Source organism: Curtobacterium sp. Csp1, assembly GCF_013347185.1.
Genome location: NZ_CP054594.1, coordinates 1,681,350 through 1,701,599 on the forward strand (window position 1 = coordinate 1,681,350; position 20,250 = coordinate 1,701,599).

General features: G+C 73.7%; 20 protein-coding genes. 6 read left to right on the plus strand and 14 right to left on the minus strand.

Annotated features, from left to right (window positions below):
• Positions 1–90 precede the first annotated feature (90 nt).
• The gene (locus HUN58_RS08085; protein ID WP_254631679.1) at positions 91–1,602 is read left to right on the plus strand and encodes a molybdopterin-dependent oxidoreductase; all 1,512 of its coding nucleotides are present in this window, start codon (positions 91–93) and stop codon (positions 1,600–1,602) included.
• A gap of 27 nt (positions 1,603–1,629) precedes the next feature.
• On the opposite strand, the gene HUN58_RS08090 is transcribed toward HUN58_RS08085, so the two are convergent.
• From HUN58_RS08090 to HUN58_RS08135, 10 genes are all read right to left on the minus strand, one after another.
• A complete protein-coding gene (locus HUN58_RS08090; RefSeq protein WP_180225619.1) occupies positions 1,630–2,406 on the minus strand; it encodes a putative protein N(5)-glutamine methyltransferase in 777 nt (258 codons plus the stop codon).
• Positions 2,403–3,380, minus strand: a complete 978-nt coding sequence (locus HUN58_RS08095) for a ribose-phosphate diphosphokinase (protein ID WP_180225620.1) — start codon at positions 3,378–3,380, stop codon at positions 2,403–2,405. The genes HUN58_RS08090 and HUN58_RS08095 overlap by 4 nt, the downstream gene beginning before the upstream one ends.
• Positions 3,381–3,429: 49 nt before the next feature.
• Positions 3,430–4,866: a bifunctional UDP-N-acetylglucosamine diphosphorylase/glucosamine-1-phosphate N-acetyltransferase GlmU gene (gene glmU, locus HUN58_RS08100; protein WP_114848876.1), complete on the minus strand. Its 1,437-nt coding sequence runs from the start codon at positions 4,864–4,866 to the stop codon at positions 3,430–3,432.
• A gap of 191 nt (positions 4,867–5,057) precedes the next feature.
• On the minus strand, positions 5,058–6,458 hold the full coding sequence (locus HUN58_RS08105) for an MFS transporter (RefSeq protein WP_208745456.1): 1,401 nt from the start codon (positions 6,456–6,458) through the stop codon (positions 5,058–5,060).
• Positions 6,459–6,597: 139 nt separating this feature from the next.
• Complete coding sequence (locus HUN58_RS08110; RefSeq protein ID WP_114848875.1) at positions 6,598–7,644, minus strand: NAD(P)-dependent alcohol dehydrogenase; 1,047 nt, start codon at positions 7,642–7,644, stop codon at positions 6,598–6,600.
• Positions 7,641–8,939, minus strand: coding sequence for an ROK family transcriptional regulator (locus HUN58_RS08115; RefSeq protein WP_180225622.1), 1,299 nt, complete (start codon positions 8,937–8,939; stop codon positions 7,641–7,643). The genes HUN58_RS08110 and HUN58_RS08115 overlap by 4 nt, the downstream gene beginning before the upstream one ends.
• Before the next feature lie 174 nt (positions 8,940–9,113).
• Positions 9,114–10,157, minus strand: a complete 1,044-nt coding sequence (locus HUN58_RS08120) for a sugar phosphate isomerase/epimerase (RefSeq protein WP_180225623.1) — start codon at positions 10,155–10,157, stop codon at positions 9,114–9,116.
• A 26-nt stretch (positions 10,158–10,183) separates the two neighbouring features.
• A complete protein-coding gene (locus HUN58_RS08125; protein ID WP_167510014.1) occupies positions 10,184–11,284 on the minus strand; it encodes a Gfo/Idh/MocA family protein in 1,101 nt (366 codons plus the stop codon).
• The gene (locus HUN58_RS08130; protein ID WP_180225624.1) at positions 11,281–11,979 is read right to left on the minus strand and encodes a ThuA domain-containing protein; all 699 of its coding nucleotides are present in this window, start codon (positions 11,977–11,979) and stop codon (positions 11,281–11,283) included. The genes HUN58_RS08125 and HUN58_RS08130 overlap by 4 nt, the downstream gene beginning before the upstream one ends.
• Positions 11,976–13,172: a Gfo/Idh/MocA family protein gene (locus tag HUN58_RS08135; RefSeq protein WP_254631647.1), complete on the minus strand. Its 1,197-nt coding sequence runs from the start codon at positions 13,170–13,172 to the stop codon at positions 11,976–11,978. Before HUN58_RS08135 ends, HUN58_RS08130 begins: the two co-directional genes overlap by 4 nt.
• 97 nt (positions 13,173–13,269) lie before the next feature.
• On the opposite strand from HUN58_RS08135, the gene xylA reads away from it, so the two are divergent.
• The 3 genes from xylA (at position 13,270) to HUN58_RS08150 (ending at position 17,141) form a co-directional block, all read left to right on the plus strand.
• Positions 13,270–14,463, plus strand: a complete 1,194-nt coding sequence (xylA, locus tag HUN58_RS08140) for a xylose isomerase (protein ID WP_180225625.1) — start codon at positions 13,270–13,272, stop codon at positions 14,461–14,463.
• Positions 14,464–14,519: 56 nt separating this feature from the next.
• Positions 14,520–16,004 (plus strand): xylulokinase, encoded by a 1,485-nt coding sequence (locus HUN58_RS08145; RefSeq protein WP_141860444.1) that lies wholly within the window; start codon positions 14,520–14,522, stop codon positions 16,002–16,004.
• Positions 16,005–16,151: 147 nt separating this feature from the next.
• Entirely contained in the window at positions 16,152–17,141 is a 990-nt protein-coding gene (locus HUN58_RS08150) for an acetylxylan esterase (RefSeq protein WP_180225626.1), read from the plus strand.
• A 22-nt stretch (positions 17,142–17,163) separates the two neighbouring features.
• Here the strand turns inward: HUN58_RS08150 and HUN58_RS08155 are convergent, their stop codons facing one another.
• Both HUN58_RS08155 and HUN58_RS08160 read right to left on the minus strand, forming a co-directional pair.
• Positions 17,164–17,736 carry a TetR/AcrR family transcriptional regulator gene (locus tag HUN58_RS08155; protein ID WP_180225627.1) on the minus strand — a complete coding sequence of 191 codons (573 nt, stop codon included), beginning with the start codon at positions 17,734–17,736 and terminating at the stop codon, positions 17,164–17,166.
• Between the two features lie 119 nt (positions 17,737–17,855).
• On the minus strand, positions 17,856–18,026 hold the full coding sequence (locus tag HUN58_RS08160; RefSeq protein ID WP_180225628.1) for a hypothetical protein: 171 nt from the start codon (positions 18,024–18,026) through the stop codon (positions 17,856–17,858).
• Between the two features lie 83 nt (positions 18,027–18,109).
• Between HUN58_RS08160 and HUN58_RS08165 the strand changes: the two genes are divergently transcribed.
• On the plus strand, positions 18,110–18,508 hold the full coding sequence (locus HUN58_RS08165) for a hypothetical protein (protein WP_180225629.1): 399 nt from the start codon (positions 18,110–18,112) through the stop codon (positions 18,506–18,508).
• Positions 18,509–18,536: 28 nt separating this feature from the next.
• Here HUN58_RS08165 and HUN58_RS08170 read toward each other — a convergent pair whose 3' ends face one another.
• Positions 18,537–18,971: a VOC family protein gene (locus tag HUN58_RS08170; RefSeq protein WP_180225630.1), complete on the minus strand. Its 435-nt coding sequence runs from the start codon at positions 18,969–18,971 to the stop codon at positions 18,537–18,539.
• Between the two features lie 127 nt (positions 18,972–19,098).
• Here HUN58_RS08170 and HUN58_RS08175 point away from each other — a divergent pair, with 127 nt between their 5' ends.
• Positions 19,099–19,971, plus strand: coding sequence for a hypothetical protein (locus tag HUN58_RS08175; protein WP_180225631.1), 873 nt, complete (start codon positions 19,099–19,101; stop codon positions 19,969–19,971).
• Between the two features lie 22 nt (positions 19,972–19,993).
• On the opposite strand, the gene HUN58_RS08180 is transcribed toward HUN58_RS08175, so the two are convergent.
• Positions 19,994–20,236 carry a hypothetical protein gene (locus HUN58_RS08180; RefSeq protein ID WP_180225632.1) on the minus strand — a complete coding sequence of 81 codons (243 nt, stop codon included), beginning with the start codon at positions 20,234–20,236 and terminating at the stop codon, positions 19,994–19,996.
• Positions 20,237–20,250 lie beyond the last annotated feature (14 nt).

The window sequence follows — 20,250 nt, forward strand, 5'->3', positions numbered from 1 at the left end:
CCCTCCACCTCCTCCGCACCCGCTGCCGAGCCGCTCCCGCCGGGGACGTCCGTCCGCCGCCCGGCCGGGTGGGCCGCCGCGTGCGGGATCGTGGCCGTCGTCGCGTTCCTGGCCGTCGCCGAGTTCGGCGCGCTGCTGCTCGGCGGCGCCGGCAGTCCGCTCGTCGCCGTCGGTTCCGCCGTCATCGACCTCGCTCCGCCCGATGCGAAGGACCTCATGGTCGGGCTGTTCGGCACCGGGGACAAGGCCGCGCTCTTCGTCCTGATGGCCGTCGTCACGGCGGGCATCAGCGCCGGCGCGGGCGTCCTCGAACGTCGACGTCCGCCGTTCGGGGCGCTCGTGTTCGCGGTCGGTGGTGCGCTGTCGCTCGCAGCCGTCACCACGCGGTCGGGCAGCGGCACGTGGGACGGGCTGCCGAGCGTCCTCGGCGTGGTCGCGGCGATCGTCGTACTGCGCATGCTCCTCCGTCGGCTCCGGCGGTGGGAAGCCGCAGCAGCCGTCCCGTCGGCCTCGCCCAGACCGGCGGCGACCGAACGTCGCACATTCCTGGTGTGGGGTGCGGCGACCGCCGTCGCCGCGGTCGTGGTCGGTGGCGCGTCCCGCCTCGGGACCTCGGCGATGCAGGCGGCCGCGGCTGCACGGCGGGCGATCCGCCTGCCGCAGCCCGCGACCACGGCGACGCCCGTCCCCGCCGGGGCGTCCCTCGACGTGTCCGGGATCACGCCGTACGTCACCCCCAACGCCGACTTCTACCGGATCGACACCGCCCTGCGCGTGCCGTCGGTCGACCCCGCGCAGTGGAAGCTGCGGATCCACGGCGCTGTCGAGCGTGAGGTCGAGCTGACCTGGGACGAACTGCTGGCGCTCCCGCTCGAGGAACACATGGCGACCCTGAGCTGCGTCTCGAACGAGGTCGGCGGGGACCTGATCGGCAACGCGCTGTGGCTCGGGTACCCGATCCGCGAACTCCTGGCGCGGGCGGGGGTCCGCGACGGCGCCGACATGGTGCTGTCCCGGAGCGTCGACGGCTTCTCGGCCGGGACGCCCCTCGACGTGCTGCAGGACCCCGACACCGCCGCGATGCTCGCCGTCGGGATGAACGGCGAGCCGCTCCCGCCCGAGCACGGGTTCCCGGTCCGGATGGTCGTGCCCGGCCTGTTCGGGTACGTCTCCGCGACGAAGTGGGTGAACGAGCTCGAGGTCACCCGATTCTCGGACGCGCAGGGGTACTGGACCCCGCGTGGCTGGTCGGAGCGCGGTCCGGTGAAGCTCGAGTCGCGGATCGACACGCCTCGGGATGGGGCATCGCTCACGGCGGGGAAGACCGTCGCCGTTGCGGGTGTCGCCTGGCAGCCGCACCACGGGGTGAAGGGCGTGCAGGTCCGGGTCGACGACGGCGAGTGGCAGGACGCGACCCTGGCCGACTCGGCGTCCGCCGACACCTGGCGGCAGTGGGTGTGGCGGTGGACCCCGACGGCCGGGTCGCACCGGCTGCAGGTCCGCGCCACGGGGACCGACGGGCAGGTGCAGACGAGCGTCGAGCGGCCTCCGGCGCCGAACGGCGCAACGGGATGGCACACCGTGCAGGTCAGCGCGGACTGACGGCGGTCCGCGGACGGCAGCCGGACGTCAGGCCGGTCGGACCGCCACGACGCACGTCCCGTCGACCTCGTCGTCGCGCTCGACCGCGACGGTGAACCCGGCGGCGGCGAACAGTGCCGCCGACGCCGCGGACTGGGCCTCCGAGACCTCGATGACGACCGCCCCGCCCGGGCACAACCACGCCCCGGCCCCGTCGGCGATGCGGCGGTGCACGTCGAGGCCGTCCGCTCCCCCGTCGAGGGCGACGAGCCGCTCGTGGTCGCGGGCCTCCGACGGCATCGTCGCGACCTCGCCGGACGGCACGTACGGGGCGTTCACGGCGATGACGTCGACGGCCTCCCGGAACCGCTCGGGCAGCGGCGCGAACAGGTCGCCCGTGACGACGATCCCCCGGTCCCCGATGTTCTCGGCGGCCACGTCGGTCGCGTCGGGGTCCACGTCAGCCGCGACGAGGTCGAGCGCACCGACCCGGCCGAGCAGCGCGACGGAGATCGCGCCGACCCCGCAGCACAGGTCGACGACCCGGTCGTAGCGGTGGAGCCGCCGCGCCGTCTGCTCGACGACGACCGCGGTGCGTGCCCGGGGCACGAAGACCCCTGCGGCGACGCGGACCCGGTGTCCGTCGAAGGCCGCCCAGCCGAGGACGACCTCGAGCGGCTCACCGGCGAGGCGCCGCTGCACCAGGGCACGCAGGCGGACCGGATCGCCGTCGCCTGCCTCGAGCAGCAGGTCGGCCTCGTCCTCGGCGAACACGCTGCCCGCCGCCCGAAGCCGGGCGGCGAGCGCGTCCCGCGCTGTGGTCAAGCCGCGCCGTCGAACATCGACGTGACGGAACCGTCGTCGAAGACCTCGTGGATCGCGCGGGCGATGAGCGGGGCGATCGGCAGGACCTCGAGGCGGTCCCAGCGCTTCTCCTCCGGCAGCGGCAGGGTGTCCGTGACGACGACGCGGTCGATGAACTCGCTCTGCAGCAGGTCCTTCGCCGGGTCCGAGAACACCGCGTGGGTCGCCGCGACGACGACGCCGGTGGCACCGTTCGCCTTCAGGGCCTCGGCGGCCTTGGCGATCGTGCGACCGGTGTCGATGAGGTCGTCGACGAGCAGGCAGACGCGGCCGGAGACGTCACCGACGATCTCGTGCGCGGAGACCTGGTTCGGGACGAGCGGGTCACGCCGCTTGTGGATGATGGCGAGCGGGGCGCCGAGCTTCTCGGACCAGATGTCGGCGACGCGCACGCGGCCCATGTCCGGCGACACGACGGTGAGCGTCTCCGGGTCGAGGATCTGCTGGAAGCGCTCGAGCAGCACGGGCATGGCGAACAGGTGGTCGACGGGGCCGTCGAAGAAGCCCTGGATCTGGGCGGCGTGCAGGTCGACGCTCATGATGCGGTGCGCACCGGCGGCCTTGAACAGGTCGGCGACCAGTCGGGCCGAGATCGGCTCGCGGCCGCGGCCCTTCTTGTCCTGTCGGGCGTAGGGGTAGAACGGCGCCACGACCGTGATGCGCTTCGCCGAGGCACGCTTGAGCGCGTCGACCATGATGAGCTGCTCCATGAGCCACTCGTTGATCGGCGCGGTGTGCGACTGGATGACGAACGCGTCGCAGCCGCGGACCGACTCGTCGAAGCGGGCGTAGAGCTCACCGTTCGCGAAGGTGCGGGCGTCGGTCGGGACCAGCTCGACCCCGAGTTCGTCGGCGATCTGCGCCGAGAGCTCCGGGTGCGCTCGTCCCGAGACGAGGACGAGTCGTTTCTGGCCGGTTGTCTTGATTCCGGACAAGTGCGGTGCTCACTCCCTGACCCGCTCGGGGTCGCTGCCGACGGCCGGGTCAGGTCGCCGTGTTCTGTTCGCCGTGCGCGCGCCGAGCCGCCTCGGCCGCCGGCGTACCGGGTCGGTGTTCCTCGACCCATCCGTCGGTGTTGCGCTGCGGGGCGTAGCTGATCGCGAGCGACCCGGCCGGTACGTCCTTGCGGACGGTCGTACCCGCGCCGGTGTACGCCCCGTCGCCAATCCTAACCGGGGCGACGAACACGTTGTGCGAGCCCGTCCGCACGTTCGACCCGACCTCGGTGCGGTGCTTGTGCACGCCGTCGTAGTTCGCGGTGATGGTGTTCGCCCCGATGTTGGAGTCCTCGCCGACCTCGGTGTCGCCGATGTAGGACAGGTGCGGCACCTTGCTGCCCCGCCCGATCACGGCGTTCTTGGTCTCGACGAACGTGCCGATCTTGCCCTGGTCGCCCAGGATCGTGCCCGGCCGCAGGTACGCGAACGGGCCGACCGAGGCACCGTCCCCGATCACGGCGAGCGTCGCGTCGACCCGGTTCACGGTCGCGCCGGCGCCGACCTCGGTGTCGCGCAGGGTCGTGTCCGGTCCGACGACGGCCCCGGCCGCGATCGCGGTGGCGCCGATCAGCTGGGTGCCCGGGAGCACCTCGGCGTCGGCCTCGATGGTGACGTCCAGGTCGATCCACGTCGTCGCGGGGTCCTGGACGGTGACGCCGGCGAGCTGGTGCCGACGGACGATCCGGGCGTTGAGCTCGCGGGCGGCGTCGGCGAGCTGCGCGCGGTCGTTGATCCCCGCCACGAGCCACGGGTCGGTGAGGGTCACGACGTCGATCGCTCCGCCGCGCGCGGCGATGAGGGCCGGCACGTCGGTGATGTACTTCTCGCCCTGGGCGTTGGCCGTCGTGAGACCGGGGAGCACAGCACGGAGGTGCGCGACGTCGAACGCGTAGATCCCGGCGTTCGCCTCGGTGATGGTGCGCTGCTCGTCGGTCGCGTCCTTGTGCTCGACGACGGCGACGAAGGCCCCGGAGGCGTCGCGGACCACGCGGCCGAGGCCGGTCGGGTCGGGGGCGATCGCACTGACCAGGGTCGCGGCGTTCCCGGCGTGGGCGTCCACGAGCATGCGGAGCGACGCTGCGTCGAGCAGCGGGACGTCGCCGGAGAGCACGACCACGGCGCCCTCGAAGTCGGCGGGGAGCGCCTGGACCGCGACCTCGACGGCGCGCCCGGTGCCGGGGACGTCGTCCTGGTCGACGACGATCGCGCCGGGTGCGCGCTCGGCGACCTCGGCGGCGACGCGCTCCCGCTCGTGCCGGACCACCACGGCGACGTGCTCGGGCTCGAGCGACGCCGCGGTGCGGAGCACGTGGGCGACGAGGGGCAGGCCGGCGAGGCGGTGCAGCACCTTGGGGGTGGACGACTTCATGCGCGTGCCCTGCCCGGCGGCGAGGACGACGACGGCGATCCGCTGGTCGGTCATGCCCTCCATCCTGGCGCACGGGAGCCGAGCGGGTGCCGCGGGGCCGTCACCGTGGACGATCCGGCCCATAGCAGGTGACGTGGGAGGCAGGATCGCGCGAGGGGTGCCGGAAGGAACGACACACCACGCGCGGATCGGCACCCGACGAGCGGAAACGCCTCCGACGCGCGGAACGGCACCCGACGCGCGGATCAGCCCCCGACGCGCGGGACGGCCGCCGCCCCGTCCTCCCGCTTGACGAACGCCATGAGCACGAGCCCCGCGACGAGCACCACCACGATGCCGAGGATGCCGAAGCGCGTCGAGCCGGTCAGGGTCACGGCGACCCCGAACAGCGCCGGCGCCAGGAACGACGCCGCCCGCCCGGTCGTGGCGTACAGGCCGAAGAGCTCCCCCTCGCGGCCCGGCGTCGCGAGCCGCGCCAGGTACGCCCGCGACGACGACTGCACCGGGCCGACGAACACGCACAGCGCGAGCCCGAGCACCCAGAACCCGATCTGGGCCGTCCCGACCGCGAGCACCGCCGTGCCGCACACGACGAGTCCGATCAGCGACACCGTGATGAGCGCCCGGGAGCCGAACCGGTCGTCGAGCCGCCCGGACAGGAACGTCGCGACCCCGGCGACGACGTTCGCGACGATGGCGAACAGGATCACCTCGGACGCACTGAAGCCGAACACCTGCGCGGCGATGATCCCGCCGAACGTGAACACCGCCCCGACCCCGTCGCGGAACACCGCGCTCGCGACCAGGAACGCCAGGACGTTCCGCCGCTCGCGCCACAGCCGGGCGACGTGGCGGCCGAGGTCCCGGTAGGCGCCGAGCAGGCCGCCGGTCTGCGTCCGGTCCGGCGCGGCCTCGGGGACGGTCAGGAACAGCGGCACCGAGCTGACGGCGAGCCACACGGCGGCGATGCCGATCGCGACGCGGACGTCCCACTGCCCGGTCGCCACGGTCGCCGGCAGCTGCAGGACCCCGGCCACGCCGGGCGTCCCGAAGTCCTGGATGCACAGGACGAGCAGCACGACCAGCAGCACGATGCCGCCGAAGTACCCGGCCGCCCAGCCGATCGCCGAGACCCGGCCGGTCTCCGGCCCGGAGGCGACCTGGCCGAGCATCGCGTTGTACCCGACCGTGGCGATCTCGTACGCGACCGTCCCGATCCCGAGCAGGGCCGCGCCGAGCACGAGGTACGGCTGGCTCGGTGCGACGAACACCATCGCCCCGATCGACAGCGCGATGCCGATGGTCGCGACGAGCACCGAACGGCGCCGGTGCCCGGAGGAGTCCGCGAGCCGTCCGACCGCGGGGGCGACCAGCGCCACGACGATCCCGGCGACGGTCAGGGCGGGCGAGACGGTCGCCGCGTTCTGCGCGAGCTCCCGCTCGACCGCGCGGGTGGCGGCAGCCGAGGTGCCCTCGGCCGCGACGAGCCGCGGGTCGACGAACGCGCGGCTCGCCAGGTAGGTGCTGAACACGAAGGTGGTGACGACGGCGTTGAACGCCGCGGACCCCCAGTCCCAGAGGGCCCAGGACACGAGGGCCCGTCGGTCGGTGCGCTGCGGCACTGCGGCCGCCGGTGTCGCCGTCATGGCCGAACCGTAGCGCGTCGCGGTGTCGCACCGGTGCCCCCGGTCCGGGTGCACCGGCAGGTGCGGTCGCCGGACACGACCGCAGGACGGACTGGAGGCACGTGGCGGGCCCGCCACGTGCCTCCAGTCCGGTCCCGGGTCACGAGGCGGACGGGACCCCGTTCGGGTAGACGACCGACTTGAGGGAGGCCGGGTCGGTGTCGCTCTCGAGGGCCTCGCGGACGTCGTCGAGCCCGAAGCGTCCCGTGACGAGTGCGTCCAGGTCGACCTGTCCGGACGCGACCAGCCCGATCGCGACCGGCCAGGTGTTCGTGTAGCGGAAGATGCCGGTGACCGTCACCTCGAGGTTCTGGATGTGCTCGACGGGCAGCACCATCTCGGAGTTGCCGAGCCCGACCAGGACGGCGGCGCCGGCCGGTCCGACCGCCTTGATGCCGTCGGAGACCGCGCGCGGTGCGCCGCTGGCGTCGATGAAGGCGTCGACGGGGACGATGTCCGAGGTGACGTCCACCGCGACGGGGTCGACGACCTCCGTCGCGCCGAAGGACAGCGCCCGCTCGCGGCGCTCGGGGACGAGGTCGCTGACGACGACGCGCGTCGCACCGAACGCGCGGGCGACCTGCGCGCAGATGACGCCGATCGGACCGGCGCCGGCGATGAGGACGCTCGATCCGGGGACGATCCCGGCCTTCCGTGCGGCGGCGATGCCGACGGACAGGGGTTCGAGGAGTGCGCCGGCCTCGAACGAGACGGTGTCGGGCAGGGTGTGGGCGAACTCGGCCTCGATCGTGACGTACTCGGCGAACGCGCCGTCGACCGGCGGCGTCGCGTAGAAGCGCATGTGCGGGCAGAGGTTGTAGCGACCGGCCAGGCACTGCGCGCAGCGGTGGCAGGGGCGCTGCGGTTCGACGGCGACGCGCTCCCCGACGCGGGCGGGGTCGACGCCCTCGCCGACGGCGGCGATCGTGCCGGAGAGCTCGTGGCCGAGGACGAGGGGCTCCTCGACGACGAAGTCCCCGATGCGGCCGTGGCGGTAGTAGTGCACGTCGGAGCCGCACACGCCGACGGCGGCGACGCGGACGAGCACGTCCCCGGCGGCGACCTCGGGGACGGGGCGGTCCTCGACGGTGAGGTCCTGGGTGCCGAGCAGGACGCTCGCGCGCTGGGTGGTGGCGGTGTCGGTCATGCGGATCTCGCTTCCTCGACCGCGTCGTCGCGGTCGGACGGGGTGGTCGGTGTGTGGGCCGGGGTCGCCTGGGCCGGGGTCGCCTGGGCCGGGGTCGCCTGGGCCGGGGTCGCCTGGGCCTGGGTCGCCTGGCCGTCGCGGAGCAGGTCGGTGAACCCGAGCTCGGCGGCCCCGCGCACCAGGACGTCCCGCCCGAGCGCAGCCGGCACGACCCGGAGCCGGTCGGTCATGGCCGCCATCGTCTGCGCCCGGACCTCGTCCTCGACGCGGTCCCCGACGTGCCCGAGCAGCTCGCCGAGGAACCCGCCGAGGACGACGACCTCGGGGTCGACCGTGTGGACGGCGTTCCGGATCGCGGTGGCGAGCGCCGTGACCTGCCGGTCGACGACCCGCTCGACCTCGTCCCGGCCCTCGGCGAGCGCCGCGGCGAGGGCGTCGAGGTCGTCCGGGGGTGTCCCGGTGACCGCGGTCAGGGACTCGCGCGAGGCCTCGGTCTCCAGGCACCCGACGGCCCCGCAGTGGCAGCGGACGCCGTTCGCGGCGACGAAGGTGTGCCCGAGCTCGCCCGCGTACCCGTCGGCGCCGCTGAACGGTCGGCCGGCGCTGACGATGCCGCCGCCGATGCCGCTCGCGCCGCCGTTGAGGTAGACCAGGTCGTCGACGCCGCGGGCGCTGCCGTACAGCCGTTCGGCCCAGGCGCCGACGTTCGCGTCGTTCGCGGCGCGGACGGGCAGGCCGAGGCGATCGGCGAGCGGTCCCGCGAACGGCTCGTCCCGCCATCCGAGGTGCGGGGCGTCCCGGACGACCCCGTCCTCGACGCGGACGATGCCGGGGACCGCGACGCCGACCCCGACGAGCCGCAGGCCCGGTGCCGCCCGGGTGGTGAGGGTGCCGAGCACGCGGGCGACGGCGTCGATCGCCACGGCCGCGCTCGGGACGCTGGGCTGGGGTTCGACGAGCCGGTCGCGCACGGTGCCGTCGAGCGCGACGAGGGCCACCCCGACGGCGTCGATCTCGACCGTGACGGCGGCGGCCACGACGTCCGGCGACGCGCGGACGATCGCGCTGGGACGTCCGACGCCGGCTGTGGGGCGATCGGCACCGGGGCCGCCGGGGGCGGGGGACTCCTCGTGCACGAGTCCCTGCTCGACGAGCTCGCCGACGATCGCCAGGACCGTCGAGCGGTTCAGGCCCGTGCGCCGGGTGAGCTCGGCGCGCGGGAGCGGCCCGCCCTCGTGCACGATGCGGAGGACGCGCGCGGCGTTGCCGGGCGTGGTCGTGGCCGGTCGGGCCATGGGTCCTCCTCGTGGGGTGGTGGTGCAGGTCGGGCGGTGCCGAGGCTCGGCTCCGCGGACACCTTCGCAGGCCGAGCGCCGCGGAACTGTCCGCCTGGCCGAGACTCGGCCCCGCGCCGGCGCGGCGCCCGCCGGCGCGGGGCCCGCCGGCGCGGGGCCCGCCGTCGCTGGCGGCTAGCGCGAGCGCGAGAACGCGGCGTCGAAGGCGGCGTCCGGCGGCGCGATGGTCCCGAGCTGCCGGACGAACGCCAGCGCCTCCGGGCCGCCGAGGAGCCGGTCCATGCCCGCGTCCTCCCACTCGACGCTCGTCGGACCGCCGTAGCCGATGTGGTTCAGCACGCGGAACACCCGCTCCCACGGCACGTCCCCGTGCCCGGCGGTGACGAAGTCCCACCCGCGCCGCGGGTCGCCCCACGGCAGGTGCGACGACAGGCGTCCGTTGCGGCCGTCGAGCTGCTTCACCGACTCCTTGCAGTGCACGTGGTACACCCGGTCGGCGAAGTCGAGCAGGAACGCGGCGGGGTCCAGGTCCTGCCAGACGAAGTGCGACGGGTCGAAGTTGAAGCCGAACGCCGGCCGGTCCTGGAACACCTCCAGCGCCCGCTTCGCCGTCCAGTAGTCGTAGGCGATCTCGGACGGGTGCACCTCGAGCGCAAAGCGGACGCCGACCTCCTCGAACACGTCGAGGATCGGCGACCACCGGTCGTGGAAGTCCTGGTAGCCGGCGTCGATCATCGAGGGCGGCACCGGCGGGAACCCGGCGACGGTCTTCCAGATCGACGACCCGGAGAACCCGGTGACGGTCGTGACGCCGAGCGCCGCGGCCGCGCGGGCCGTCCACTGCAGCTCCTCGGCCGCCCGCTGGCGGACGCCCTCGGGGTCGCCGTCGCCCCAGACGTGCGGCGCGAGGATGTCCTCGTGCCGCTGGTCGATCGGGTCGTCGCACACGGCCTGACCGGTCAGGTGGTTCGCGATCGTCCAGACCTGCAGGCCGTTCCGCTCCAGGACCGCCTTCCGGTCCGCCACGTAGTCGGGATCCGTCGCGGCGCGACGGACGTCCAGGTGGTCGCCCCAGCAGGCGATCTCGAGCCCGTCGTAGCCCCACTCCCCCGCCAGGCGGGCGACCTCCTCGAACGGCAGGTCCGCCCACTGGCCGGTGAACAGGGTGACCGGTCGCGTCGACGCGCTCGGCCGGGAGGCACGGGTCGTCTCCGTCATGCTGCTTCCTTCCTCCTGCTGCTGGTTCACCAGGTGCTCGGCTCGGCTCCGGCGGGCACGGTGTCCGGTCGGTCGACGCGCGACCGCACGTCGACCACGGTGTGCTCGCGGGCGGCGGTCGAGACCGCCTCCATCACCTCGAGCACGTGGAACGCGAGGTCGCCGGACGCCCGGTGTGGCCGGTCCGTCGCGATCGCGTGTGCCATGTCGGCGAGGCCGTACCCGCGTCCGGCGTCGGCGTACCCGGCGCTCGTCGGCAGGTCCCGCCACTCGCGGGGCTGTGCTGTTCCCCCGTGGGCGTCGGCGATCGACACCGGGTCGGAGAACCGGTTCGGGTCGGGGACCCCGAGCGTGCCCGCGGTGCCGTACACCTCGAACAGTGGTGCCCGGGTGGCCCAGACCTCGAAGGACACCGTGACCGTGGAGACGACGCCGTTCGCGTGCTCGAGGACGGCGACCACGTGCGTGTCGATGTCGACCCGGAGCGGGGTGCCCGCGGCGGGCCCGGTGGCGATCGTGCGCTCGCGGTCGGAGCGGGTCGAGGCGCCGCTCACCCGGACGACCGGACCGAAGAACGAGACCAGGCTCGTCAGGTAGTACGGCCCCATGTCGAGCAGCGGTCCACCACCCGGCTGGTAGTAGAACGCGGGCGCCGGGTGCCACAGCTCGTGCCCGGGCGCCGACCAGGACACGGCGGCACCGACGGGCGTGCCGATCGCACCGCTGTCGAGCGCCTGCCGGGCCGTCTGGATCCCGGTGCCGAGCACGGTGTCCGGCGCGCTGCCGACCCGCAGCCCCGAGCGCCGGGCGAGGTCGAGCACGGGTTGCGCCTCGGCCGTCGACATCGCGAGCGGCTTCTCGCCGTAGACGTGCTTGCCGGCCTCGAGCGCCCGGGTGGCGATCTCGGCGTGCGCGGCCGGGATCGTCAGGTTGAGCACGACGTCGACGTCGTCCGCCGCGATGAGCTCGTCGACGCTCGTCCCGCGGACGCCCTGTGCCTCGCCGACCGACTGAGCCCGGGCGACGTCGATGTCCGCGACGGCGGTGAGCTCGAGCCCGGGCAGCGCCGGGAAGTGCTCGAAGTACTGCTGGCTGATGACGCCGACCCCGACGACACCGACCCTCATCGCGCTGCCCACAGGAGTCCCCTCTCGATGATCGTGCGGAGCGGCTGCGACTCGACGACCTCGAGCCGGTGCCCGGGCGCCGAGACGAACACGCGCCCCTGCCCCCACTGCCGGGTCCAGATCGCCGGCGCCGTGACCGGACGGTTCCAGGCGTCGAAGTCCCGGGCCTCCTGCGTCGTGGTCGCCAGCACGTCGTTGTACTCGTCGGAGAGCACCCAGTACTGCTCGGTCACCAGGTCGAAGTCCTCGATGCCCTGCGTGATCGGGTGCTCGTGCCCGGCCTCGGTGATGTGCACCGTGTACGGGATGTAGTTGTCGGACTGCTCGCCGGTGCGCTCGGAGGGGTGCTTGCTCGCGTGGTGCGCGAACTGCCCGCCGATCATGTGCAGGTAGTCGGCGGTGTTCCGGAACGCGTCCGCGATCCCGCCGTGCCACCCCGCGAGCCCGGCACCGCCGAGCACCGCCTTCTGCAGTCCGGCGAACTCGTCGTCCGCGATGGTCGACATGGTGACGACCTGCACGATCAGGTCGACGTCGGCCATCACGGACTCGTCGGCGTACACCGCCGTCGAGTCGGAGACGTGGACGTCGAACCCGTTGTCCCGCAGGAACGGGACGAAGAGGTCGGTGGTCTCGACCGGCATGTGCCCGTCCCACCCGCCCCGGACGACCAGCGCCTGCTTCCCGCCGGTCATCGGATCGCCGTCCAGGCGCTGCCGTCGGCCGCGCTGCGCTCGACTGCCTCGAGGACCCGCTGCACGTGCAGGCCGTCCGCGAACGACGGCTGCGGGTCGGTGCCGGCGACGATCGCCCGCACGAAGTCCGTGACCTGGTGGCTGAAGGTGTGCTCGTAGCCGATGAGGTGCCCGGTCGGCCACCACGCGGCCATCCACGGGTGCTCCGGCTCGGTGACGAGGATGCGGCGGAAGCCCTGCTCCCCCGCGGGCGCCGACGACTCGTACAGCCGCAGCTCGTTCATCGACTCGAGGTCGAACTGGATCGCGCCCTCGGACCCGCTGACCTCGAGCGTCAGGCCGTTCTTCCGACCGGTGGCGTAGCGCGTGGCCTCGAACGTCCCGATCGCGCCGTCGGCAGCGCCACCGCTGAGCCGCCCGAGGAAGAACGCGGCGTCGTCGACGGTGACCTGTCCGCGTTCGCTCGACGCGGTGCCCGACAGGCCGACGCCCTCGGCCATCAGCGGGCGTTCGTGCACGAAGGTCTCGAGCGTGCCGGACACGGTGGACAGCTGTGCGCCCGTGACGTGCTCGACGAGGTCGATCGCGTGCGCGCCGATGTCGCCGAGCGAGCCGGAACCGGCGAGCGCCTTGTCGAGGCGCCACGTCATCGGGCCCTCGGCGTCGGCCAACCAGTCCTGCAGGTAGAGCGCGCGGACCTGGCGGACGGCCCCGATCCTCCCGTCCTGCACCAGCTGGCGCGCGAGCGCGATGGCGGGCACGCGGCGGTAGCTGAACCCGACCATGGCGCGGACGCCGCGCGCAGCGGCGGACTCGGCGGCGGCGGTCATCGCCTCGGCCTCGGCCACGGTGTTGGCGAGGGGCTTCTCGCACAGCACGTGCTTGCCGGCCTCGAGCGCGGCGATCGCGACCTCGACGTGCGAGGAGCCGGGCGACACCACGTCGACGACGTCGATGTCCGGGTCGGCGACCACCCGGCGCCAGTCGGTCGACGCGGCCTGCCAGCCGTACTGCCGGCGCGCGGCCTCGGTGCGCTCGGCGTCCCGCCCGACGACGACCGCCATCTCGGGCTCCACGCCGAGGTCGAAGAACCGCGGGGCGGTCCGCCACGCCTGGGAGTGCGCCGCCCCCATGAAGCCGTGCCCGACCATCGCGACCCGCAGTCGCCCCGGTCCGTGTCCGTCCTGTGCCATCCACTCGCTCCTTTGCGATCCGGTGTTGCCAGGATCCACCCTACCGCTTATGTTGGGCGCGGCAACATTTTGTTTCGACGACGAACGGTGACCCACCATGGCAACGACGCCCACCCGTGACGACAAGTTCTCCTTCGGTCTCTGGACCATCGGCTACAACGGCTCCGACCCGTTCGGCGGCCCCACCCGTCCCGCGCTGGACGTGGTCGAGGCGGTCGAGAAGCTCGACGAGATCGGCGCCTACGGCCTGACCTTCCACGACGACGACCTGTTCGCGTTCGGTTCGACCGACGCCGAGCGCCAGGGCCAGATCGACCGCCTCACGGGCGCCCTCGAGTCGACCGGGATCATCGTGCCGATGGTCACGACGAACCTGTTCTCGGCCCCGGTGTTCAAGGACGGCGGCTTCACCTCGAACGACCGCCAGGTCCGCCGGTTCGCGCTCCGCAAGGTGCTCCGCAACATCGACCTGGCCGCCGAGCTCGGTGCGAAGACCTTCGTCATGTGGGGCGGCCGCGAGGGCTCGGAGTACGACTCCGCCAAGGACGTGCAGGCCGCGCTCGAGCGCTACCGCGAGGCCGTCAACCTGCTCGCCCAGTACGTCACGGACAAGGGCTACGACATCCGCTTCGCCATCGAGCCGAAGCCGAACGAGCCCCGCGGCGACATCCTCCTGCCGACCCTGGGCCACGCGATCGCCTTCACCGAGACGCTCGAGCGCCCGGAGCTGTTCGGCATCAACCCCGAGGTCGGCCACGAGCAGATGGCGGGCCTGAACTTCACGGCCGGCATCGCCCAGGCGCTGTACCAGGGCAAGCTCTTCCACATCGACCTGAACGGCCAGCGCGGCATCAAGTACGACCAGGACCTGGTGTTCGGCCACGGCGACCTGCAGAACGCGTTCTCGCTCGTCGACCTGCTCGAGCACGGCGCCCCGCAGGGCGGTCAGGCGTACGACGGCCCGCGGCACTTCGACTACAAGCCGTCGCGCACGGAGGACATCACGGGTGTCTGGGACTCCGCGAAGGCGAACATGCGCATGTACCTGCTCCTCAAGGAGCGCGCGCAGGCGTTCCGCGCCGACCCCGAGGTGCAGGAGGCCCTGTCCGCCGCGAAGGTCGACGAGCTGAGCACCCCGACGCTGCACAGCGGCGAGTCGTACGACGACTTCCTCGCCGACCGCTCGGCGTTCGAGGACTTCGACGCCGACGCGTACTTCGGCGGCAAGGGCTTCGGCTTCGTGCGCCTGCAGCAGCTCGCGATCGAGCACCTGATGGGCGCGCGGAATTGAAGGCAGACGCGCCAGCGGCTGCATTCCGCGCGCTGAGGCGGCCTGCCGCCGAAGGGGTGACCCTGGTCGCCGGGGTCGACTCGTCGACCCAGTCCTGCAAGGTCACCATCCGTGACGCGTCGACCGGTGCGGTCGTCCGGGAGGGGCGTGCGTCCCACCCGGACGGCACCTCCGTCGACCCCCGCCACTGGTGGGACGCGCTCGGCACCGCGATCGCGGACGCCGGTGGGTTCGACGACGTCGCCGCGGTCGCGGTCGCAGGACAGCAGCACGGCATGGTCGCACTGGACGCGGACGGTCGCGTGGTCCGCGACGCGCTCCTCTGGAACGACGTCCGCAGCGCCGACGCGGCCGCGCAGATGGTCGAGGAGCTCGGCCGACAGGCATGGGTCGCCCGGACGGGTCTGGTCCCGGTGGCCTCGTTCACCGGGACCAAGCTGCGCTGGCTGCGGGACGCGGAGCCCGAGAACGCGGCGCGGGTCGCCGCGGTCGCGCTCCCCCACGACTGGCTGTCGTGGCGGCTGCGCGGGTACGGCCCGGCGGACGAGAGTCCGCTCGGTCCGGACCTCGACGCGCTCGCGACCGACGGCTCCGACGCCAGCGGCACGGCGTACTGGGACCCGGTGCGCCGCGAGTACGACGCGGAGCTGTTCGCGGCCGCCCTCGGTCGTGGCCTCCGGGTCGCGGGTGGCGCAACCGCAGCCGCAGCCGGTGACGACGACGCGGTCGTGGTGCCGCGGGTGGTCGCACCGGACGAGGCGATGGGCACGCTGGGGTCCGACGTCGCGCTGCCGGGCGGCGCGACCGCCCGCGCCGGACTCGTGGTCGGCCCGGGACTCGGCGACAACGCCGGGGCCGCGCTCGGCCTCGGCCTCGGTCCCGGCGACGTCGCGGTGTCCCTCGGCACGAGCGGGACGGTCTTCGGGGTCACCGACACCGAGGTGACGGACCCGAGCGGGACCGTGGCGGGCTTCGCCGACGGGACCGGGTCGCGCCTCCCGATCGTGACGACGCTCAACGCGGCCCGCGTGCTCGAGGTGATCGGCGGGCTCCTCGCCGTCGACCACGACGGCCTCGGCGAGCTGGCGCTGCAGGCGCCGGCCGGCGCGGACGGGCTCGTGCTCGTGCCGTACTTCGTCGGCGAGCGCACCCCGAACCGACCGGACGCGACCGCCTCGCTGCTCGGGATGACCCCGGCGACCACGGACCGGGCACACCTCGCCCGCGCCGCCGTCGAGGGCATGCTGTGCGCCCTCGCCGACGGGCTCGCCGCGGTCGAGGGCACCGGCGTCACGGTGTCCCGACTGCTGCTCATCGGCGGGGCGGCGCGGAACGAGGCAGTCCGGGCCGTCGCCGCGCAGGTGTTCGGCCGCGACGTGTCGATCCCGGAGCCGGGCGAGTACGTGGCGTCCGGTGCCGCTCGACAGGCCGCGTGGGTGCTGACGGGGAGCCTACCGTCGTGGGAGGTCTCCGCCACGGTCGTCCCCGCGGACCCGCGCCCCGAGGTGCTCGAGCAGTACCGGGCACACGCCGCGCGCTGACCCCGCCCGCGAGCGATCGATCCGATCGCGCACGGTGTAGGAAGACGTTCTGCGCGTCGGAGGTCGGAAGATTCGTCCTCCGACGCGCGGAACGACCCCCAATGCGCGGAACGCCATCCCACGCGCGGAACGACCCCGGAGGACCTCATGCCGCTCACCGACCTGCCCCTCGACCAGCTCCGGGCGTACCGCCCCGAGGTGCGGCGTCCGGCCGACCTCGACGCCTTCTGGGCCGACACGATCGCCGCGGCCCGGACAGCCGGTGCCGGCACCGCGCCCGTCACCACCCCCGCCGAGACGCCGGTCACCGCCCTCGACGTGCAGGACCTGACGTTCCCCGGCTTCGGCGGCGACCCGGTCCGCGCCTGGGTCTCCCGCCCCGCGGGCACGGCCGACCAGGACCTGCCCGTCGTGGTCGAGTTCCTCGGGTACGGCGGTGGCCGCGGACTCCCCGGGGAACGCGTGTCGTGGGCGCTCGCGGGCTTCGTGCACGTCGTGATGGACACCCGCGGGCAGGGCAGTGGCTGGGGTTCCGGCGGGGACACCCCCGACCCGCACGGCTCCGTGCCGCACGTCGGCGGGTGGATGGCGAGCGGCGTCGACGCCCCGGCGAACCACTACTACCGCCGCGTGTTCACGGACGCGGTGCGGCTCGTCGAGGCGGTCCGCACGCTCCCCGGCGTCGACGTCGACCGGATTGCCCTCACCGGCGGCAGCCAGGGCGGCGGGATCACCCTCGCCGCGGCCGCCCTGGTCGAGGCGCACGTCGGCCCGCTCGTCGCCGTGCTGCCCGACGTCGCGTTCCTGTGTGACTGGGAGCACGGCACGGCCGTCGCCGTCGGCGGCCCGTACCTCGAGCTCGCCACGCACCTGTCGGTCCACCGCGACGACGTCGACCGGGTGTGGGACACGGTGGCCTACTTCGACGGCGTGCACTTCGCCGAGCGCATCAGCGCGCCGGCGCTGTTCTCCGTGGCGCTGATGGACGACGTCGTGCCGCCGCGGACGACCTTCGCGGCGTACAACGCCCTGGGCTCGGCCGACCACGAGATCGCCGTGTACCCGTACAACGGGCACGAGGGCGGCGGCTTCCGGCACTGGGAGCGCCAGGTGGCGTTCCTGCGCGAGCGGCTCTAACGGGTCGCGCGTCCTGGGCGGTTCAGCGGCCGAGCAGCTGGGCGACCGCGTCCACGACGACCTGCCGGCGGCGCGCGGCCACCACGGCGGACACGGAGCCCGTCGCCTCGGCGGGCAGCGCGGTCCACACCCCGGCGAGCTGCTGCACGAGGGCCAGGAGCACCGCCGGCCGGAACGACCGCGGCAGGACTCCCGCGCGCTGCGCCCGCTCGACCTCGGCGACGCTGGACTCGTACCGCTCGACGAGCGCGGGGACCGGCGCGTCCGCACGCTCGAGGCGCTGCCAGGTCGCCAGGCGCGCGACCCACGGCCGCTCGACGACCGCGTCGTGCAGACGTCCGGCCCATGCGGGCAGGTCGTCCGTGTCGAGCGGGACGGCGTCGTGCAACCCGCCGAGCTCCTGCACGAGGAGCGCGTCGAAGAGCCCCTCCTTGCCCCCGAAGTAGTGGAAGACCTGCGCCTTGTTGCTGTCCGCCGCCGCGGCGAGGCGCTCGACGCGCGCCCCCGTCAGCCCGTGGGCGGCGAACTCGTCGCGGGCGGCGTCCAGGATGCGCGCGCGCATCGCGTCGGCGGCAGGGGGCGTGAAGCGGGCCATGCGACCACGGTACCGACCCGACGGACGGTCGCCGTCGCGACGTGGTGACCGGGCGACGCAACGGGAGGCCCGTGGCGGCGTCGCCACGGGCCTCCCGTCCGTCCTGCAGTTGCGTCCGCCTACTGGGCGTCCTCGTCCTCTTCGTGGTTGAAGTGCGAGTCGTCCCCGGCGAAGCCGGCGGCGACGCCCTCGGGGTGGTCGGGGATGGTCCCGTCCTCGCCGAGGCCGTCGGGCTTCGGCGTGCCCTCGGGGTCGTTCGTGGTGTCGCGGGGGTCGTGGGCGTCGGACATGGCCTGCTCCTTCGAGGGTCGTGAGGAACGTGACGGTACGCGCGCTCCACGGGAGTTCGACGGCGTGCTCGTAGGATGCGACCGTGACGGACGACCTGTGGCACCGGGACGGGCCGTGGGCGCCGCTGACCAGGGAACGGGCCGGCAGGAGCGCGGCGGGGTGGGTCGGCGTGCTGGTGGCCTTCGTGTGGACGACGGTGTACCTCGCCGTCGCCGCGGCGGAGCCCGGCCTCGGCCCGGAGGACCTCGCGCCCGCCGCCCGCGAGCAGATCGCGATCGGTCTGGTGCTGGCGACCGCGCTCCCGGTCGCCGTCGTCGTGACCCTGCTCGGCGTGCGGGGCGTCCGCCGTGGTGCCGTGCGCGGTCGGGCGATCGGCTGGTTCGCACTCCTGCTCGGCGGGGTCGCCCTGTTGCCGGCGCTCGTCGTGTCGGCGCTCGGTGCCCTCGCGAGCTTGCTCGCGACGGGTGTGCACGTCTCCTGAAGGCGGGCTCGTCAGTCGACCGGACCCGTCAACCGGCCGGCCTCGCCCGTCGGCCGAGGGACGACTGGAAGCGGACGAGCCACCCGTCGGGATCGGCGACGACGAACTGCTCGACCCCGGTCTCCTCGTCGTCGACGCGGTACCACCGGTGTTCCACCGGCATGAACAGCGCGATGCCGGCGTCGGTCAGGCGGGCCGCGAGCGCTCTGGCGTCGGGGACGGCGACCTGCAGGTTCAGACCGCGGCCGAACGGGCGTTCGAGGGGGCCGGCGAGCCAGTTGCGCCCGACGCCGACCTGCTCGAGCAGCAGGTGCGCCGAGCCGAGGGCGATGGCCGCGAAGCGCTCCTCGGGGCGGGCGTACCGGACGACGAAGCCGCAGCGGTCCCGCCAGAACGCCAGGCTGCGGTCGAGGTCGGTGACCAGGAGTTCGGGCACCAGGGCGGGGTCGGGATCGAGCGGCACCCGGCCATCGTCCCACCGGGGCGTGTCGTGGTCTCGTCCGGTGGACGGCACGGCGTGGGTGCGGTTTGATCGTGATGTTCGAACTGCACCGAGCGGCGCCGGGGGCGCCGTGTCCGGAGGGGGACCGATGTCAGCAGGGAACGACACGACGGAACGACGGTCGTGGTGGCGGCGGCACCGTGCGTGGGTGATCCCGGCCGCACTCGTCCCGGTGTCGTACCTTGTGCTCGTCGTCGCCGGAAGCAGCCTCGGCGCCCTCGGGAACGACTCCGACCATGTCGGCTGGTCGCTGCTCGGGCTCCTGGTGCTGCTCTGCGCGATGGTCGCACCGATCGTCTTCCTGGTGATCGCACTCCGCAACGGGTACCGCGCGTTCCGATCGTGGCGACGTCGGCACGGGCACTTCACCAAGCGGGAAGCGATCGTCCGGCAGCACGAGGACGCCCACGCCGCCGGATGGCAGCACGCGCGCTGGCTCCGGTCGGTCCTGGAGCAGCGAGAGCTCCCACCCGAGGTCGAGGTGTGGGGCGTCGTGCCGTGGGCGGGCGAGCACTTCTTCCTCGCGGGGCCGCTCCAGTACTCGCGGTACTACGGCACGGACGTCGTGTACGGCCAGTCGTCGGTCGTCGCCTTCGGCCGTCCGGCCTGGGTCGCCGGAGCGGTCATCGGGAACGCGATCGGCAACTCGGTCGCCCGGTCCCGTGCACGGTCCGCGGCGGTGACGCAGTGGCGGGAGCACCAGCAGGCCGAGGTCCTGGTGAGCAACGAGCGCATCGTGTGCAACGTCGTCGGCCGGGGCTGGTTGAGCTTCCCCTTCACTGCGGTGACGGCGGTGTACCCGGACCCCGAGCACTTCAACGTCGTCCTCGAGTTCGGCGACACGTCTCCACTGTCCCTCACCGGCCCGATGGCACCCGCGGTGAGCACCCTCTCGGTCATGCTGACGCACGGACACGAGGCGCTCCGCACCCACCCCGCGCTCGAGCCGCTGCGCCGCTGATCCCGAGCGGGGTCTCCCCCGGTCAGCGCTGCTGTCGGCGCAGCTCCCGCAGGACCTGCCAGGCGGCGAGCGCCACCGAGACGACCGCGATCCCGACGAAGACCCAGACGAGCGGCCAGCCGACCGCGGGCCCGCTCGTGCAGACACTGGCGCCGCCGGGGATCGCGTCCGCGCAGCTGGTCGCCTGGAAGGCCACGCCGAAGAACAGGGCGACGAGGACGGCCCCGACCGCGAAGGCCACCCACCCGACCACACGCCCCGCCATGCGTCGACCGTACG

Bases quoted from the DNA above. Each gene is read 5' to 3' on its own strand.
- HUN58_RS08130 (WP_180225624.1), bottom strand. From the start codon at position 11,979: ATGACCGGCGGGAAGCAGGCGCTGGTCGTCCGGGGCGGGTGGGACGGG.
- HUN58_RS08175 (WP_180225631.1), top strand. From the start codon at position 19,099: ATGTCAGCAGGGAACGACACGACGGAACGACGGTCGTGGTGGCGGCGG.
- HUN58_RS08105 (WP_208745456.1), bottom strand. From the start codon at position 6,458: ATGACGGCGACACCGGCGGCCGCAGTGCCGCAGCGCACCGACCGACGG.
- HUN58_RS08160 (WP_180225628.1), bottom strand. From the start codon at position 18,026: ATGTCCGACGCCCACGACCCCCGCGACACCACGAACGACCCCGAGGGC.
- HUN58_RS08110 (WP_114848875.1), bottom strand. From the start codon at position 7,644: ATGACCGACACCGCCACCACCCAGCGCGCGAGCGTCCTGCTCGGCACC.
- HUN58_RS08155 (WP_180225627.1), bottom strand. From the start codon at position 17,736: ATGGCCCGCTTCACGCCCCCTGCCGCCGACGCGATGCGCGCGCGCATC.
- HUN58_RS08150 (WP_180225626.1), top strand. From the start codon at position 16,152: ATGCCGCTCACCGACCTGCCCCTCGACCAGCTCCGGGCGTACCGCCCC.
- HUN58_RS08135 (WP_254631647.1), bottom strand. From the start codon at position 13,172: ATGGCACAGGACGGACACGGACCGGGGCGACTGCGGGTCGCGATGGTC.
- HUN58_RS08115 (WP_180225622.1), bottom strand. From the start codon at position 8,939: ATGGCCCGACCGGCCACGACCACGCCCGGCAACGCCGCGCGCGTCCTC.
- HUN58_RS08120 (WP_180225623.1), bottom strand. From the start codon at position 10,157: ATGACGGAGACGACCCGTGCCTCCCGGCCGAGCGCGTCGACGCGACCG.
- xylA (WP_180225625.1), top strand. From the start codon at position 13,270: ATGGCAACGACGCCCACCCGTGACGACAAGTTCTCCTTCGGTCTCTGG.
- HUN58_RS08125 (WP_167510014.1), bottom strand. From the start codon at position 11,284: ATGAGGGTCGGTGTCGTCGGGGTCGGCGTCATCAGCCAGCAGTACTTC.
- HUN58_RS08180 (WP_180225632.1), bottom strand. From the start codon at position 20,236: ATGGCGGGGCGTGTGGTCGGGTGGGTGGCCTTCGCGGTCGGGGCCGTC.
- glmU (WP_114848876.1), bottom strand. From the start codon at position 4,866: ATGACCGACCAGCGGATCGCCGTCGTCGTCCTCGCCGCCGGGCAGGGC.